General features: G+C 67.9%; 12 protein-coding genes. 7 read left to right on the top strand and 5 right to left on the bottom strand.

The window, feature by feature from the left end:
* The first annotated feature begins 62 nt into the window (after positions 1-62).
* Positions 63-2,552 (top strand): ATP-binding protein, encoded by a 2,490-nt coding sequence (locus E1H18_RS19520; protein WP_172271558.1) that lies wholly within the window; start codon positions 63-65, stop codon positions 2,550-2,552.
* An 83-nt stretch (positions 2,553-2,635) separates the two neighbouring features.
* The gene (locus E1H18_RS19515; protein ID WP_172271556.1) at positions 2,636-4,354 is read left to right on the top strand and encodes a cellulase family glycosylhydrolase; all 1,719 of its coding nucleotides are present in this window, start codon (positions 2,636-2,638) and stop codon (positions 4,352-4,354) included.
* On the opposite strand, the gene E1H18_RS19510 is transcribed toward E1H18_RS19515, so the two are convergent.
* Positions 4,355-4,756 (bottom strand): hypothetical protein, encoded by a 402-nt coding sequence (locus tag E1H18_RS19510; protein WP_172271555.1) that lies wholly within the window; start codon positions 4,754-4,756, stop codon positions 4,355-4,357. It abuts the gene before it with no gap.
* Positions 4,757-4,962: 206 nt separating this feature from the next.
* On the bottom strand, positions 4,963-6,828 hold the full coding sequence (locus E1H18_RS19505; protein ID WP_172271553.1) for an ABC-F family ATP-binding cassette domain-containing protein: 1,866 nt from the start codon (positions 6,826-6,828) through the stop codon (positions 4,963-4,965).
* Between the two features lie 94 nt (positions 6,829-6,922).
* Between E1H18_RS19505 and ndk the strand changes: the two genes are divergently transcribed.
* The gene (ndk, locus tag E1H18_RS19500) at positions 6,923-7,342 is read left to right on the top strand and encodes a nucleoside-diphosphate kinase (protein WP_172271551.1); all 420 of its coding nucleotides are present in this window, start codon (positions 6,923-6,925) and stop codon (positions 7,340-7,342) included.
* A 119-nt stretch (positions 7,343-7,461) separates the two neighbouring features.
* Positions 7,462-7,812, top strand: coding sequence for a PRC-barrel domain-containing protein (locus tag E1H18_RS19495; protein ID WP_172271549.1), 351 nt, complete (start codon positions 7,462-7,464; stop codon positions 7,810-7,812).
* Between the two features lies 1 nt (position 7,813).
* Here the strand turns inward: E1H18_RS19495 and E1H18_RS19490 are convergent, their stop codons facing one another.
* From E1H18_RS19490 to purM, 3 genes are all read right to left on the bottom strand, one after another.
* The gene (locus E1H18_RS19490; protein ID WP_172271547.1) at positions 7,814-8,437 is read right to left on the bottom strand and encodes a DedA family protein; all 624 of its coding nucleotides are present in this window, start codon (positions 8,435-8,437) and stop codon (positions 7,814-7,816) included.
* A gap of 88 nt (positions 8,438-8,525) precedes the next feature.
* On the bottom strand, positions 8,526-9,116 hold the full coding sequence (gene purN, locus E1H18_RS19485; protein ID WP_172271545.1) for a phosphoribosylglycinamide formyltransferase: 591 nt from the start codon (positions 9,114-9,116) through the stop codon (positions 8,526-8,528).
* A complete protein-coding gene (purM, locus tag E1H18_RS19480; RefSeq protein ID WP_172271543.1) occupies positions 9,113-10,138 on the bottom strand; it encodes a phosphoribosylformylglycinamidine cyclo-ligase in 1,026 nt (341 codons plus the stop codon). The genes purN and purM overlap by 4 nt, the downstream gene beginning before the upstream one ends.
* 136 nt (positions 10,139-10,274) lie before the next feature.
* Here purM and rnd point away from each other — a divergent pair, with 136 nt between their 5' ends.
* From rnd to E1H18_RS19465, 3 genes are all read left to right on the top strand, one after another.
* Positions 10,275-11,444 carry a ribonuclease D gene (rnd, locus tag E1H18_RS19475; protein ID WP_172271542.1) on the top strand — a complete coding sequence of 390 codons (1,170 nt, stop codon included), beginning with the start codon at positions 10,275-10,277 and terminating at the stop codon, positions 11,442-11,444.
* Between the two features lie 243 nt (positions 11,445-11,687).
* On the top strand, positions 11,688-13,298 hold the full coding sequence (locus E1H18_RS19470; RefSeq protein WP_370526553.1) for a response regulator: 1,611 nt from the start codon (positions 11,688-11,690) through the stop codon (positions 13,296-13,298).
* A 115-nt stretch (positions 13,299-13,413) separates the two neighbouring features.
* On the top strand, positions 13,414-14,721 hold the full coding sequence (locus E1H18_RS19465) for a serine hydrolase (RefSeq protein ID WP_172271538.1): 1,308 nt from the start codon (positions 13,414-13,416) through the stop codon (positions 14,719-14,721).
* Positions 14,722-15,013: the final 292 nt, after the last annotated feature.

The following is a 15,013-nucleotide window of genomic DNA, read 5'->3' as shown; positions in this document are numbered from 1 at the left end:
TTTTCGCGTCTCGGGTGAAATAAGCCGAGTCACCGGACATTTCCGCCCGGTTGGCTTGTTGCATGGTCGATAGCGCGAATATCCAGCCCAAGCTCGGCAATGACTGGCAGGCGACGCTTCTCAGCGGCCTGATCGCCGCCCTCGGCTTTGGACTGCTGGCCTATCTGTGCGTCGAGGTTCCGCGCTCGCTGGGCCAATCCTCGCCGATCTGGCTGTCCAACGGCTTTCTCGCCGCCATCCTGCTGACCGCGCCGAACCGGCGCTGGCCGATCATCTTCGTCGGCGGCCTGTTAGGGTCCTGGGTGGCGGGCTGGCATGCGGGCTATGGGCCGTGGTCCTATCTGCTGATCGGCGGCGCCAGCGTGCTGCAAGGCCTGCTGGCGGCCTATGCGGTGCGGCGGGTGGTCGGCGACGAGATCGATCTGGGCCGCCCCCGGGACATGCTGTCCTTCATCCTGCTGGCCGGCTTCGGCGCGCCGCTGTGCACCGGTCCCATCACGGCGGGCCTCTACATCTGGCTGGTCGGCCCTGCGCCCTGGGCGGACTTCGCGGGCTGGACGCTCAGCGACATGCTGGGGATGCTCAGCATCGCGCCCTGTCTCCTGGTGCTGCTGCGAGCCCCGACCTATCTGCGCGAGCGGCCGCTGACCCGCGACGGGGTGCTGTCGATCCTGATCTGCTGCGTGGTGACGATCTTCGTCTTCACCCAGAGCACCTATCCGCTGCTGTTCCTGGCCCCGCCGGTGATGCTTCTGGTCGCCTGGCGCCAGGAAGTGCTGGGCGCGGCGATCAGCGCGACCCTGGTGGCGGCGATCTCGGTGTCGATGACCATGGCGGGGCTGGGCCCCATCCACACGATCGACGTCGGGCCGGGACCGCAGTCGCTGATGTTGCAGGTGTTCCTGGTCGTCGCCACCTTCGTGACCCTGCCGGTCGCAGCGCTGGAACGCCATCGCCGCGCCATCGTCGCCACGCTGCTGGAGACCCGCGCGGCCGCCCAGCGCAGCGAGGCCAGCTTCCGCCTGCTGGCCGAAAGCGCTCTCGACATCATCGCCCACAGCGACCTCCAGGGGCAGATGACCTATGTCTCGCCGGCCGCCCTGGCGATCACCGGCTACGCGCCCGAGGAACTGCTGGGCCGCCGCTATCCGGACATCCTGCATCCCGACGACCTTGAGACGATCGAGCGCGTGCTGCGCGCCCAGCGCAGCTGCGCCAACGCCGACCAGGCTCCGCCGACCACGACGGTGGAATATCGCGTCTTCCGCAAGGACGGAGCGATCATCTGGCTGGAGTCGCGCCCGACCCTGGCCTGCGACCCCGTCACCGGCGAGGCCAGCGGCGTCACCGACATCATCCGCGACATCACCGCCCGCAAGGCGCTGGAGATGGACCTGCGCGCCGCCCGCGAGGAAGCCGAGAAGGCCGCCGCGGTGAAGGGCGAGTTCCTGGCCAATATGAGCCACGAGTTGCGCACCCCGCTGACGGCGGTGATCGGCTTCGCCAACCTGCTGGCCGACGAGCCCGCCCTCAGCGCCCGCGGCCAGCGCTACGTCGACCGCATCGCCACCGGCGGCCGCACCTTGCTGGCGACCATCAACGACATTCTCGACTTCTCGCGCCTGGAGCGGGGCCGCATCGCCCTGAATCCGCGTCCGGTGAAGATCACCGACCTAGTCTCCGAGGTGCTGGAGATGCTGGGGCCCGACGCGGCCGCCAAGGACCTGCTGCTGCGCTCGGCCGGCGACGAGATCGCGCCGCCCGAGCTGTATCTGGATCCGGAGCGCGTGCGGCAGGTGCTGCTGAACCTGATCGGCAACGCCGTGAAGTTTACCGACGCCGGCGAGGTCCGCCTGGACACCGAATACGACGTCGAGGCGGGGCGCCTGCGGGTCACCGTTACCGACACCGGTCCGGGCGTCACCGCCGAGGATCAGGCGCTGATCTTCGCGCGCTTCGCCCAGATCGACGCCGCCCTGACCCGCGAGCACGGCGGCACGGGCCTGGGGCTGGCCATCTCGCGCGGCCTGGTCGAACTGATGGGCGGCGAGATCGGCGTCGAGAGCACCATGGGGCAGGGCGCGCGCTTCTGGTTCGAGGTTCCGGCCGAGACAGGTCCTCCCCACGACGCCGCTCCGGCGCCGGAGGAGGGCGGCGAGATCGTGCTGCCGCCGCCGGGCAGCCGGGTGCTGGTCGTCGACGACAATCCGGGCAATCGCGAGCTGGTCCGCTCGGTGCTGGAGGCGGTCGGTGTCCAGGTGGTCGAGGCCGCCGACGGCGAGGCCGGCGTCGCCGCCGCGGCCGCCGCGGCCTACGACGCCATTTTGATGGATCTGCGCATGCCCAAGCTGGACGGCGCAGCCGCCGCCCAGCGCATCCGCGAGGGCGATGGGCCCAGCGCCAAGGCGGCGATCATCGCCTTCTCCGCCGACGTCCGTACCGCGCCGCTGGACCCGGTGTTCGACGGCGCGACTCCCAAGCCCCTGACCGTGGCCTCGCTGCTGGCGACGCTGGTTCACGCGCTCAGCGGACCTCGCGTCGCCCCTATCTAGACAACGTTGTCAATCTGCGTCACCAAGTGGCCTGACCGGTAGCCGCCCGCACAAGAGGCGGCCTCTGGACGGGAGGACGCCGCATGAAATCCTGGCTCGCGCCGAAATCCTTTTCGGTATGGGGCGCCGCCATTGTGCTCGCCTTGTCCGCACCGGCCCAGGCCGAGGGTTGGCTGAAGGCCAAGGACGCCCGCATCGTCGACGAGACCGGCAAGCCGGTGATCCTGCGCGGCATGGGCCTGGGTGGCTGGAAGCTGCAGGAAGGCTACATGCTGCGCCTGGCCAAGCTGGGCCAGCAGCATGTGATCCAAGGCAAGATCGCCGACCTGGTGGGCCCTGAGCGCCAGAAGGCCATCCACGAGGCCTGGCTCGACAACCACACGACCAAGGCCGACATCGACGCCATGGCCGCCTGGGGTTTCAACTCGGTGCGCCTGCCGATCCACTACGACCTGCTGACGCTTCCCGTCGACCAGGAGCCGACGCCGGGCGCGGATACCTGGAAGGAGGACGGCTTCAAGCGGATCGACGACCTGTTGGCCTGGAGCAAGGCCAATGGCGTCTACCTGATCCTGGATTTGCACGCAGCGCCGAACGGGCAGGGCAATGACCTAGCGATTTCCGACCGCGATCCGGCCAAACCCTCGCTGTGGGACAGTCCCGAGGCGCGCCGCAAGACCATCGCCCTCTGGAGGAAGCTGGCCGCCCGCTACAAGGACGAGCCGATGGTCGGCGCCTATGACCTGATCAACGAGCCCAACTGGGACTTCGACGGATCCGGCGCCAAGAACGGCTGCAAGGACGAGAAGCAGGACGCCCTGTGGGCCTTCTACCGTGAGGCCACGGCCGCCATTCGCGAGATCGATCCGCGCCGCCTGATCGTCATCGAAGGCAACTGCTGGGGCAACAACTACAAGGGCATGGGCAAGCCGTGGGACGCCAACATGGCGCTCAGCTTCCACAAGTACTGGAACGTCAATGACGACGCGTCGATCGCCGCCCACCTGAAGCTGCGCAAGGAGACCGGCCTGCCGCTGTGGCTGGGCGAGAGCGGCGAGAACTCCAACGTCTGGTTCGCCGACGCCATCCGCCTGGTCGAGAAGCATGATATCGGCTGGGCCTTCTGGCCGCTGAAGAAGATCGGTTTCAACCAGCCGCTCGAGATCAAGGTCGACCCGGCCTATGACGACGTCGTCGCCACCCTGACCGGCGAAGCCCAAATGGCGGGCAAGGCCCCGGTCAGCGCAGACAAGGCCTATGCGGTGCTGATGAAGCTGGCCTCGCACGACGTGCGCTTCGAAAACAACGAGGCCCATCCCGACGTCATCGACGCCATGTTCCGTCAGCCGCACGACGCCAGCGTCCGGCCGTTCGCCCGGCATGCGGTCGGCTCGAAGGGCGCGACGATCCCAGCCTGGCAATACGATCTGGGCGTCATCGGCGCGGCCTATCACGACACCGACGCGGCCAACTATCACGTCTCGACGGGCGGCGAGCGTCAGCCTTGGAACAGCGGCCGCACGGGTCGCAACGACGGCGTCGACCTGGCGCGCACGCCGGACGGCGGGCTGAAGGTCGTCGACTTCAAGGCAGGCGAATGGCTGCGCTACACGATCTCGGCGACGGCCGGACGGTATGCGGTGAACATCGTAGGGACCGGACCGATGGGAATCGTCGTCAACGGCGACTCAGAGGTGAAGAGCGGCGCGGTCGTGAAGCTGCTAACGGGGACCAACACCTTGGTGCTGAGATCGACAGGCGCGGCGGACGTGTCGACGATCCGGCTGACGCCGGCGAAGTGATCAGCGCTTGCCCAGGCCCGGGAACATCGCCGGTTCGCCGTCGAACACCCCCAGATAGCCCAGCTCGCCCAGCAGCGGCGTCAGGTCTTCGACCAGGTCGCCGGACTGCGGGAGATGCGCCGGGCGGCCGGTCTGGTCATGCAGGCGGTAGACGGTCCACAGCTTGCCCTTGGGGGCGGCGGCGCCGGGCTGGATGAACTTGTGCTCCCAGCCGACCAGGGCCGGGGTGCGGCCGATCACGACGTCGAAAGGACGGTCGCGGAAGGCCAGGTCCATCTCGACGCGCATGGCCTCGCCGATCCGGGCGTTCACCCAGGCGGCGAAAGCCTCCAGGACGGCGTGAGCGGACAATCCTTCCGGATTGGCCACGACGTGGTTGCGAGGATGGGCGGGCTTGCTCATGAGCCGACCATGCGACGCCAGGTGTCGCGGAAGCGCTAAACTTCTTGGTTGATAGAGGTTTACCACAACCTCTCCGACTTCCCGGCGAAAGCCGGGACCCAGATCTCGGGGCGCGGAGATGATGGGATGAGCGCGGCGCCGATAGCGCCCACGCCAGCGCTCTTCCATATGGACCCCGGCTTTCGCCGGGGAGGCGGAGTGGGGGATTAGGCCTCGGCCTCCGCCAATTCCTCCGCCAGCGTCATCCACGCGGCTTCGGCCTCGTCCAGCTTGGTCTTGGCGTTGTCACGACGCTTGGTCAGCTCGGCGACCTTGCCGGGGTTCTTGACGTAGAGATCCGGGTCCTCGAGCTGGGCTTCCAGTTCGGCCAGGTTGCGCGTGCAGCGGGTCATGACCTGTTCGGCGGACTCGACCTTGCGGCGCAGCGGCTCGACGGCGACCTTCTTCTTGGCGGGTTCCGCCGCAGCGACCGGTTCGCGCGCCACCTGGGTCGGTTTCACGGCTTGCTTGGCGCGGTCCAGCACGAACTTGGCGTAGTCGTCCATGTCGCCGTCGAACGGCTTTACCGTACCATCGGCGGCCAGCCACAGGCGGTCGGCGACCAGCTCCATCAGCGAGCGATCGTGGGTGATAAGGATCACGGCGCCCTGATAGTCGTTCAGAGCGTCCAGCAGGGCGCGGCGGCTGTCGATGTCCAGGTGGTTGGTCGGTTCGTCGAGGATCAGCATGTGCGGCGCGTCCATCGCCACCAGGTTCAGCAGCAGGCGCGCGCGCTCGCCGCCGGACAGGCTTTCGACCTTGGTCTCCTGCTTGCCGAAGTCGAGGCCGAACTGCGCCAGCTTGGAACGGCGCGAGCTTTCGGAAGACTCCGGCATGGCCCGGCGGATGATCTCCAGCGGGGTGTCCTCTGGATCCATCGCCTCGATTTGATGCTGGTGGAACCAGCCGACCTTCATCTTCTTGTCGCGGTGGAATTCGCCGGCCTGCACGCCCAGGGCGCCGGCGATCATCTTGGCGAAGGTCGACTTGCCCGCGCCGTTGACGCCCAGCAGGCCGATCCGGTCGTCCAGGTCCATGCGCAGATTGAGGTTCTTGAGGATCGAGCGGCCTTCCTCGTAGCCGACATTGGCCCGCTCCAGCCGGATCAGCGGCGGCGGCAGGGGGCGCGGCGGCGAGGGCAGGGTGAAGGGCGCGACGCGCTCCTCGATCGTGGTGGCCACCGGCTGCATCTTGGCCAGGCGCTTCATACGCGACTGGGCCTGGGCGGCCTTGGAAGCCTTGGCCTTGAAGCGATCGACGAAGGCCTGCAGGTGGGCGCGCTCGGCGTCCTGCTTGGCCTTGGCCGACAGTTGCAGGCGAGCCTTCTCGGCGCGACGCTCCTCGAAATCGTCGTAGCCGCCGGTGTAGAGTTCCAGCTTGCCGCCGGCCAGGTGCAGCATGTGGGTGCAGCTGTTGTTCAGCAGTTCGCGGTCGTGGCTGACGATCAGGGCAGTGTGCGGATATTTCTGCAGGCGGGCTTCCAGCCAGAGCGCGCCTTCCAGGTCGAGATAGTTGGTCGGTTCGTCCAGCAGCAGCATGTCGGGCTCGGCGAACAGCGCCGCGGCCAGCGCCACGCGCATGCGCCAGCCGCCCGAGAACTCGCTCATCGGCCGCGCCAGGTCTTCCTGCGTGAAGCCCAGGCCGACCAGGATTTCGGACGCCTTGGCCGGGGCGGCGTCGGAATCGATCTCGATCAGCCGGCCCCAGATCTCGCCCATCTCCTCGGGATCGGCGGTCTCCAGCCGGGTCAGCAGGCCGTGGCGCTCCTCGTCGGCCTCCAGCACCGTCTCCAGCAGGGTGAAGGGCGTGGCCGGGTGCTCCTGATCCACCGAACCGATCCGCGCGGTCTTGGGCAGGCTGATCTCGTCGTCGCCGGCGTGCAGCTGACCCAGGATCAGCTTGAACAGCGTCGACTTGCCCACGCCGTTGCGACCGATCAGGCCGACCTTGGCGCCCGGCGGCAGGCTGACGCTGGCATGGTCGAAGAACTTCCGACCCCAGGCGTTGAAGGTCAGGTCACGGATCTGAAGCATTTTATGAAGGTTACGCGGCGGGGTTGGCGGGGAGGAGGCGCACGGCTATAAGCCCGCAACCTTCTAATTCACAACTCTTCTGTGAGACCAACACGTGACCGAACGCACCTTCTCGATCATCAAGCCGGACGCCACGCGTCGCAACCTGACCGGCTCGGTCAACGCTGTGATCGAGGCCGCCGGCCTGCGCATCGTCGCTCAACGTCGCGTGAAGCTGACCGAAGCCCAAGCCAAGAAGTTCTACGAAGTGCACGCCGAGCGTCCCTTCTACGGCGAACTGGTCGGCCAAATGACCGCCGAGCCGGTCGTGGTCCAAGTGCTGCAAGGCGACAACGCCGTGGCCAAGTACCGTGAAGTCATGGGCGCCACGAACCCGGAAAACGCCGACGAAGGCACGATCCGCAAGCTGTTCGCCCTGTCGATCGGCGAAAACTCGGTGCACGGTTCGGACAGCCTGGAAAACGCGGGCATCGAAATCGCCCAGTTTTTCACCGAAGACGAAATCGTCGGCTAAGGCTTTCCGCCTTATCGACTGCGAGAAGGCCGGGGCGAAAGCTCCGGCCTTTTTGTTTGGAAACTCCCGGCGGGCGGGCGCGCTATGTCCTCGTAAGCAGATGCGAATGCGAGGACCCCATGCCCCTGACCAAGAGCCACGACATCCTGGGTGAGGACCTGATCGGGCAGGGCGGCGGAAAGCTGGGCGCCATTCGCGAGACCTTCGTCGATCTCGACACGGGCCGGATCGAGTTCCTGGTCGTGGAGGCGGTCGGACTGCTTGGTGGATCGGGAAAGTATCACCCGGTTCCGTGGTCGATCGTCCGCTACGATCCGATGGCCAAGGAATTCCGGGCCGAGATCTCCAAGGACCAGTTCAAGGGTTCGCCCAGCTATGACCGCGCGCAGATCGGCAGCGCCGATTATGCCTGGGACGAGCAGTCGAACCGGTACTACGACGTCTCGTCGGACGTCGTCGTCGCACCGTGATCTAGGCCGCGGCGGCGGGCTGCTGGCTGCGCTTGAACCACATGACGCCCCCGCCGACAGCCAGGATCAGCGCCAGGGCGATGCCGCTGGCCAGGGCCGGGTCGCTGCCGAACATCTGCAGATTGCGGGCGGCCAGATAGCCGGGCGCCAGCAGCGAGATCACCCAGATCGGCGCCGACAGCACATTGGCGAAGTGGAAGCTCCACGGGCGGGTGCGCGAAATGCCCGCCAGGATCGGGATGAACGGCCGGGCCGGACCCAGATAGCGGGCGGCGGCGATGGCGATGACGCCATGGCGGCGGGTCAGGAGCTTGGCGCGAGCCAGCAGGCGGCGCTGGCCGGCGAACAGCAGCTTGGTGGCGCGGCGGCCGCCCAGGCGATGACCCATCAGATAGGAAAGGGCGTCACCGGCGGCCGCGCCGGCGCTGCACCACAGAATGGCTTCCACCGGATGCAGGGCGCCGTTGGCGACCAGGGCGCCGGCCGCCAGCATGACGCCGACGATCGGGATCAGCAGGCCCACCACCAGCAGGGCTTCTAGCAGCGTCAGGACGAACAGGATCGCGCCCACAAGGGCGTTGTTGTCCGCGGCGGCGCGAAAGAGATCGGCGGTGAAGGCGTCCATGGAAACCATCATTGCCCGAAGATAGTGACGAAGTTCTGACCGAACGACGCTCGCCGATGCGACACGCCGTCTCAGGGTTGTCGCCAGCCTATACCGAGAATCGCCGTTCGACGAAATCGGCCAGGGTGGCGGCATAGAGCCTGTGCTCCTGCTCCAGCACCCGAGCCGACAGGCTGTGCTCGTCGTCGCCGGCCAGGATCGGCACGCGGGCCTGGCCCAGAATCGGGCCTTCGTCGACGCCGACCGTGACCAGATGGACGGTGCAGCCGGCCTCGGCCTCGCCGGCGGCGATCGCGCGGTTGTGGGTGTCCAGCCCCGGATAGGCCGGCAGCAGGGATGGATGGATGTTCAGCATCCGGCCATCCCAGGTCTCGACCAGGAACGGCGTCAGGATGCGCATGTAGCCGGCCAGGGCGATGACCTGGATCCCGCGCGCGCGCAGGGCCGCGTCGATGGCGCGCTCGTGGGCCTCGCGGTCCTTGCCGAAGGGCTTCTGATCGACGCACAGCGCCTCGACCCCGGCCGCGGCGGCGATCTCCAGGCCCTTGGCGTCGGGCTTGTTGGCCAGGACGAGGGCGATCTCGAACGGGCAGTCATCCGCCTGCGCCGCGCGGACCAGGGCCTCCATGTTGGAGCCCCGGCCCGAGATCAGCGCGGCGACTTTCGTACGGCTCATCAAGCCTTGACCAGCTGACCGCAGATGAAGGCGTCCTCGCCGGCGTTCAGCAGGGCGGCCAGCACCGGCTCTGCGTCGGCCTGCGCCACGATGATGATGAAGCCCACGCCGCAGTTGAACGTGCGGCGCATCTCGTGCTCCGACACGCCGCCCACTTCCGCCAGCCAGTCGAACACCGCCGGTTGGGCCCAGGCGTTCCAGTCGAACTCCGCGGCCAGACCCTCGGCGATGGCGCGGGGCGGGTTCTCGATCAGACCGCCGCCTGTGATGTGGGCGCCGCCCTTGATGCGGCCCGACTTCAGCAGGGGCAGCAGCGACTTCACATAGATGCGGGTCGGAGCCATCAGGGCTTCGGCCAGGGTCTTGCCGTCCTCGAACGGGCAGGGGGCGTCCCAGGCCAGGCCCGAACGCTCGACCACGCGGCGCACCAGCGAGTAGCCGTTGGAGTGCGGACCCGACGAGCCCAGGCCGATGATGATGTCGCCGGCGCGCTGCTTGTCCAGCTTGGGAAGGACCTTGTCGCGGTCGACCGCGCCGACCGAGAAGCCGGCCAGGTCATATTCGCCGTCGCTGTACATGCCCGGCATCTCGGCGGTCTCGCCGCCCACCAGGGCCGAGCCAGAGAGCTTGCAGCCCTCGGCGATGCCGGCGACGACGCTCTTGGCGGTCTCGACGTCCAGCTTGCCGGTGGCGAAGTAGTCCAGGAACATCAGCGGCTCGGCGCCCTGGGCCAGCAGGTCGTTGACGCACATGGCCACCAGATCGATGCCGACCGTGGCGTGCATGCCCGCGTCGATCGCGATCCGCAGCTTGGTGCCCACGCCGTCGGTCGTGGTGACCAGCAGGGCGTCCTCGTAGCCGGCCGCCTTGAGGTCGAACAGCGCGCCGAACCCGCCCAGGCTAGCCTCCGCGCCAGGGCGGCGCGTGGCCTTGGCCAAAGGCTTGATGGCGTCCACGAGGGCGGCGCCCGCATCGATGTCGACGCCGGCCTGGGCGTAGGTGAGGCCGTTCTGCTGATCGCTCATGGTGCGCTCTGGGGCTCGCTTTGGTCTATCGGAAGGCGACGAGACCCTCCGAACACGCGGAAAATTTGCTTTCCCGGTACGCTGGGCGCGTCTTGACGCTTGCAGACTCGGGGGTGCGCGAGGCTATTAGCAGCGGATGAAGCCGATCACCACCACCGCCGAGCTGGCGGCGTTTTGTAATGCGCTTGCGGGCGAGCCTTTCGTTGCTGTGGACACCGAGTTCATGCGCGAAACGACGTATTGGCCCAAGCTGTGCCTGATCCAGGTCGCGTCCCCCACCCATGAGGCGGTCATCGACCCGCTGGCCGAGGGCATCGACCTGGAGCCGCTGCTGGCCGTCATGCGCGACGAGAGCATCCTCAAGGTGTTCCACGCCGCCCGTCAGGACGTTGAAATCTTCAACAACCTGAAGGCCATGCCGCGTCCGTTGTTCGACACTCAGGTGGCGGGCATGGCGGCAGGGTTCGGCGAGCAGATCGCCTATGACGCCCTGGTCCGCCAGATGCTGCGCATCGAGCTGGACAAGTCCAGCCGGTTCACCGACTGGGCCCGCCGCCCGTTGACCGAGGCGCAGCTGACCTACGCCCTGGCCGACGTCACCCACCTGGCGGCGCTGTTCCCGACCCTGCGCGAGCGTCTCGAGACCTCGGGCCGCCTGGCCTGGGTCGAGGAAGAGATGACCGCCATCTCCGACCCGGCCGCCTATGACGTGGATCCGGAGAAAGCCTGGCGTCGCCTGCGTCCGCGCAAGACCGCTCCGAAATATCTGGCCGTGTTCAAGGCCGTCGCCGCCTGGCGCGAGCGCACCGCCCAGAACCGCGACCAGCCGCGTGGCCGCATCCTGAAGGACGAGGCCATCGACGAGCTGGCCACCCAGGCCCCGACCACCCTGGACGCCCTCAACAACCTGCGCGGCGTGCCCAAGGGCTTCGGCGGCAGCAAGTTCGGTCCCGACCTGCTGGCCGCGATCAAGGCCGCCCTGGCCGATCCGGAGGGCTACGCTCCGGTCGTCGACAAGCCCGGTCCGCCCCCGCCCCAGAACGCCGGCGCCGTGGTCGAGCTGCTCAAGGTGCTGCTGAAGGCCCGCGCCGAAGAGGCGGGTGTCGCGTCCAAGCTGATCGCCACGGTCTCCGACCTGGAAAAGATCGCCGCCGACGACAACGCCGCCACCCCGGCCCTGGCCGGCTGGCGCCGCGACGCCTTCGGGGCCGACGCCCTGAAGATCAAGCGCGGCGAACTGGCCCTGGTGCTGGACGGTTCCAAGGTCCGCGTGGTCGAAGTGCGTCGAGCGGCCAAGGCCGACTGAACCTCCTTGGGACGCCGCTGATTGGCCCCGCGACCATGGGGTCAATTCGAAGTGTCATATGGAATTGATAGTGTCTGCTAGCCCGCTCTTGGCGTAAGAGTGGGCTGAAGGCCGCTCCGTGAGGACGAGCGGACCTTGCGGGGGTTTGCGTTGAGTCAGTTCTGGGAGCGTTTGGCCGAGGCGTACGGGCCAGCTGCCGTTTCGCGCAGGAAGCAGGTCCCCCTCCGACTTTTCGTCGTTCTGGTGCTGACGCTCCTGGCGCTGTTCAAGCCCGGCATGAGCTTCGTCTTCGCCTGGGCCGGCATCTATCTGGTCGCGCAGTTGATCGAGGTGGTGGCCCTCAACCGCTTCCTGCGCGCGGCGAAGCCGCGCAGGGCCGTGGCGCTGAACCTTTTCGCCGACTTTGCGCTGGCCGTGATCTTCGGATGGCTGGCGATCCCGGTCTGGGAGACCGGCACGCCCGTCGGCGCGGCGGGCGCCATTCTCCTGCTCTGCGGCTCGATCATCACCGCCCTGATGGGGGCGGAGGGCTGCGTCGCGGCCTTCATGGCGTCGGCCTCGCCGCACGTGACCTATCTGGTCGCGACCCCGCTGATCGCCGCCGATCGCGACGACCCCATTCTTCCGTTCTTCCTGGCGGGCGGCGGGCTTTTCTGCCTCACGCTGTCGATGGTGTTCCTGTGGTCGCGTCGAGCCATGGAGGCCGAGCGTAGGGCTCGCCGCGCGGCCGAGGCTCAGATCGCGGCGAAGTCCGCCTTCGTCGCCATGGTCAGCCACGAGCTGCGCACGCCGATCAACGCGATCGTCAACGGCGCGGCCGCGCTGGAGCACGCTGAAGGCCGTTCGGGCGAAACCGACCGCACCGCCGCCGTGCTGATCCGCGACGCCGGCCTGATGATGCGCACCCTGCTGACCGACCTGTTGGATCTGTCCAAGATCGAGGCCGGGCGAATGGGGGTCGAAGTCGTCGACTATGATCTGCCGGCCCTGATCGTCGACGGCGTCGACCTGTGGCGCGATACGGCCCAGGCCAAGGGTGTCGGGCTGCGGCTTGCCGGCCTGGATGGCCTGCCGCAATGGGTGCGCGGCGATCCGATGCGCACGCGCCAGGTGCTCAACAACCTGCTCAGCAACGCCATCAAGTTCACCGCGCAGGGCGAGGTGCTGGTCTCCATCGCCATCAGCGGCGTCGACGGCCAGCGTCAGATGGCGATCACGGTGCGCGACACCGGGCCAGGCCTGACCCACGACCAGATCGCACGCCTGTTCAGCCCGTATGAGCAACTGGGTGTCGAGACGGCGCGGGCCTTCGGCGGCACGGGCCTGGGACTGGCCATCAGCCGCAACCTGGCGCGTCTGATGGGCGGCGAGCTGAGCGCGGCCAATGCGCCCGGGGGCGGGGCCGTCTTCACCCTGCGCCTGCCGGCGCCGGACGGCGCGGCGCCGCCCATCGTCGATACGGCCGAGGCCGCGGCCCTGGCGTCGCCGGACCGCTCGCTGTCGGTGCTGGTGGTGGACGATCACGACATCAACCGTCGCACCCTTCGCCAGATGCTGGAAGCCTTCGGGGCCGAGGTCGAGACCGCCGAGGACGCGCCGACCGCTCTGGCCCTCGCCGAACACCGCGTCTTCGACGTCATCCTGATGGACGTGCGCATGCCCGGCATGGACGGGCTGGAGGCCTCGCGCCGCCTGCGCGACCACGGGGCCAACCGCGAAACCCCCATCATCGCGGTCACCGGCGCGGTCTCGCCCGAAGAGGTCGCCGCCTGCCATGAGGCCGGCATGACCGGCTGGGTCGAGAAGCCGGTGAACGCGAAGGACCTCTACGCCGCGCTGCTCGGCGAGGCCTAGAGCGATCCGCCGCCTCAATTTGGCGCACCTTTTCCGTATGTTGCCGGGCGCGTAGCCGGCCGATCGGGGATAGACTGACGGCTCGCCGAGTCCCTTAGCCGTTCCGAGAGTCGCCGTGCCGGTTCAACGCATCTTCGATCCCGCAAAGCGTCGTCGCCGGCTGAAGCTGCTGGCCGCTGGCCTGGTGGGCGTCGTGCTGGTCGGCGGGGTGCTGATCCCGCGCGTCAAGGCGTTGAAGGCCGGACCGTCGGCGGCAGGCGAGGCGGCGTTGACGAGCTTGCCGGCCAGTCCAGCGCAGTGGCGCGGCCAGATCGACTACCAGGCGCTGAACGGCCGCCTGACCGAGTTGATGACCGATCCGTCGATGACCGGCCTGGCCGTCGCCGTGGTCGAGGACGGTCGCCTGTCGTTCGTGAAGGGCTATGGCCTGACCTCGGTCGAGAATGGCGAGCCTATCGACGCCCACACCGTGTTCCGCTGGGCTTCCTTGTCCAAGACCGTGGCCGGAACCCTGACCGCACGCCTGGCCGCCGATGGCGTGCTGTCGCTGAACGATCCGCTGCAGGTCTTCCACACCAGCCTGCGCCTGCCCGGCGACGCCCAGAACGCCCTGACGATCGAGCAGCTGCTGTCGCAGCGCACGGGCCTGGGCAAGAACGCTTATGACGGCTGGCTGGAGGATGGCCGCGATCCCGCGGTGATCCGCGCCGCGCTCGGGCAGTTGAAGCCGGTCTGTGCGCCGGGCACCTGCCACGCCTACCAGAACATCACCTACGACACGATCAGCGAGATCGTCGCCCAGCGCACCAGCGAGTCGTATGACGCCGCCGTGCGTCAGAAGCTGTTCGAGCCGCTGGGTATGAAAGGCGCCAGTCTCGGCTACGCCGCCCTGACCTCGGCCGCTCACTGGGCTCGGCCGCACCGCCACGGCAATCTGCTGACCGTGTCGGAGGCCTACTACCGTGTGCCGGCGGCGGCGGGGGTCAACTCGACCATTCTGGATCTGGCGACCTGGATGCAGGCTCAGATGGGGCTGCGTCCGGAGATCCTGTCGCCGGCCGTGCTTGATGAGGTGCAGCGCTCGCGTGTCGCCACCGCTCGCCCCTTCGGCCGCATGACCTTCGCTCGCGAGCTGAAGTCGCCCGGCTATGGCCTGGGCATGCGCAGTTTCGACTACAGAGGCCACCACCTGATCGGTCACAGCGGCGCCGTGTCGGGCTATCGCTCGACGATGCTGTTCGATCCGGCGACCAAGACCGGCGTCGTCATGCTGTGGAACAGCGACGGCAATCTGCCCTTCCGCTTCCAGGCGGAGTTCTTTGACCGCGCCTACAAGCTGCCCTTCACCGATTTCCTGGAGATGGAGCCGCCCGCCCTGGCGCCGACCCAGGTGGCCGGCGGGGCGCATCAGGCGGAGGAGTAGGGGGCCTCCGCCCCAGCGCGGACGTTTGAGTGCTCGGCGGCGCGATTAAAATTACATCGTCATTCCGGGCCTTGTGCCCGGAAGCCCTCGTTCAATCCGCCTGACGTGGAGCGGATCGCTCGGGACCAGACCCATGCCCTCTTACGCGGACAGAAGGGGGCGGGCACAAGGCCCGGAATGACGGTTACTTTATTGGAGGGGCTGGGGTGGCTGCTCACGACCCGTTGCGGACCTTGTCAGATGAGATTGTCTCAGCGAGCATCAGGAAATGAGATGCGCTAGCGCTTACCTA

The sequence above is a fragment of the Caulobacter sp. RHG1 genome, from assembly GCF_013181195.1.
In the GTDB taxonomy this organism is placed as follows: domain Bacteria; phylum Pseudomonadota; class Alphaproteobacteria; order Caulobacterales; family Caulobacteraceae; genus Caulobacter.
This window is presented reverse-complemented; position numbering and strand designations above follow the sequence as displayed.

What these genes read in the sequence shown, in the direction of transcription:
- E1H18_RS19520 (WP_172271558.1), top strand. Translation starts at nt 63, where the DNA reads ATGGTCGATAGCGCGAATATCCAGCCCAAGCTCGGCAATGACTGGCAG.
- E1H18_RS19515 (WP_172271556.1), top strand. Translation starts at nt 2,636, where the DNA reads ATGAAATCCTGGCTCGCGCCGAAATCCTTTTCGGTATGGGGCGCCGCC.
- E1H18_RS19510 (WP_172271555.1), bottom strand. Translation starts at nt 4,756, where the DNA reads ATGAGCAAGCCCGCCCATCCTCGCAACCACGTCGTGGCCAATCCGGAA.
- E1H18_RS19505 (WP_172271553.1), bottom strand. Translation starts at nt 6,828, where the DNA reads ATGCTTCAGATCCGTGACCTGACCTTCAACGCCTGGGGTCGGAAGTTC.
- E1H18_RS19495 (WP_172271549.1), top strand. Translation starts at nt 7,462, where the DNA reads ATGCCCCTGACCAAGAGCCACGACATCCTGGGTGAGGACCTGATCGGG.
- E1H18_RS19490 (WP_172271547.1), bottom strand. Translation starts at nt 8,437, where the DNA reads ATGGACGCCTTCACCGCCGATCTCTTTCGCGCCGCCGCGGACAACAAC.
- purM (WP_172271543.1), bottom strand. Translation starts at nt 10,138, where the DNA reads ATGAGCGATCAGCAGAACGGCCTCACCTACGCCCAGGCCGGCGTCGAC.
- rnd (WP_172271542.1), top strand. Translation starts at nt 10,275, where the DNA reads ATGAAGCCGATCACCACCACCGCCGAGCTGGCGGCGTTTTGTAATGCG.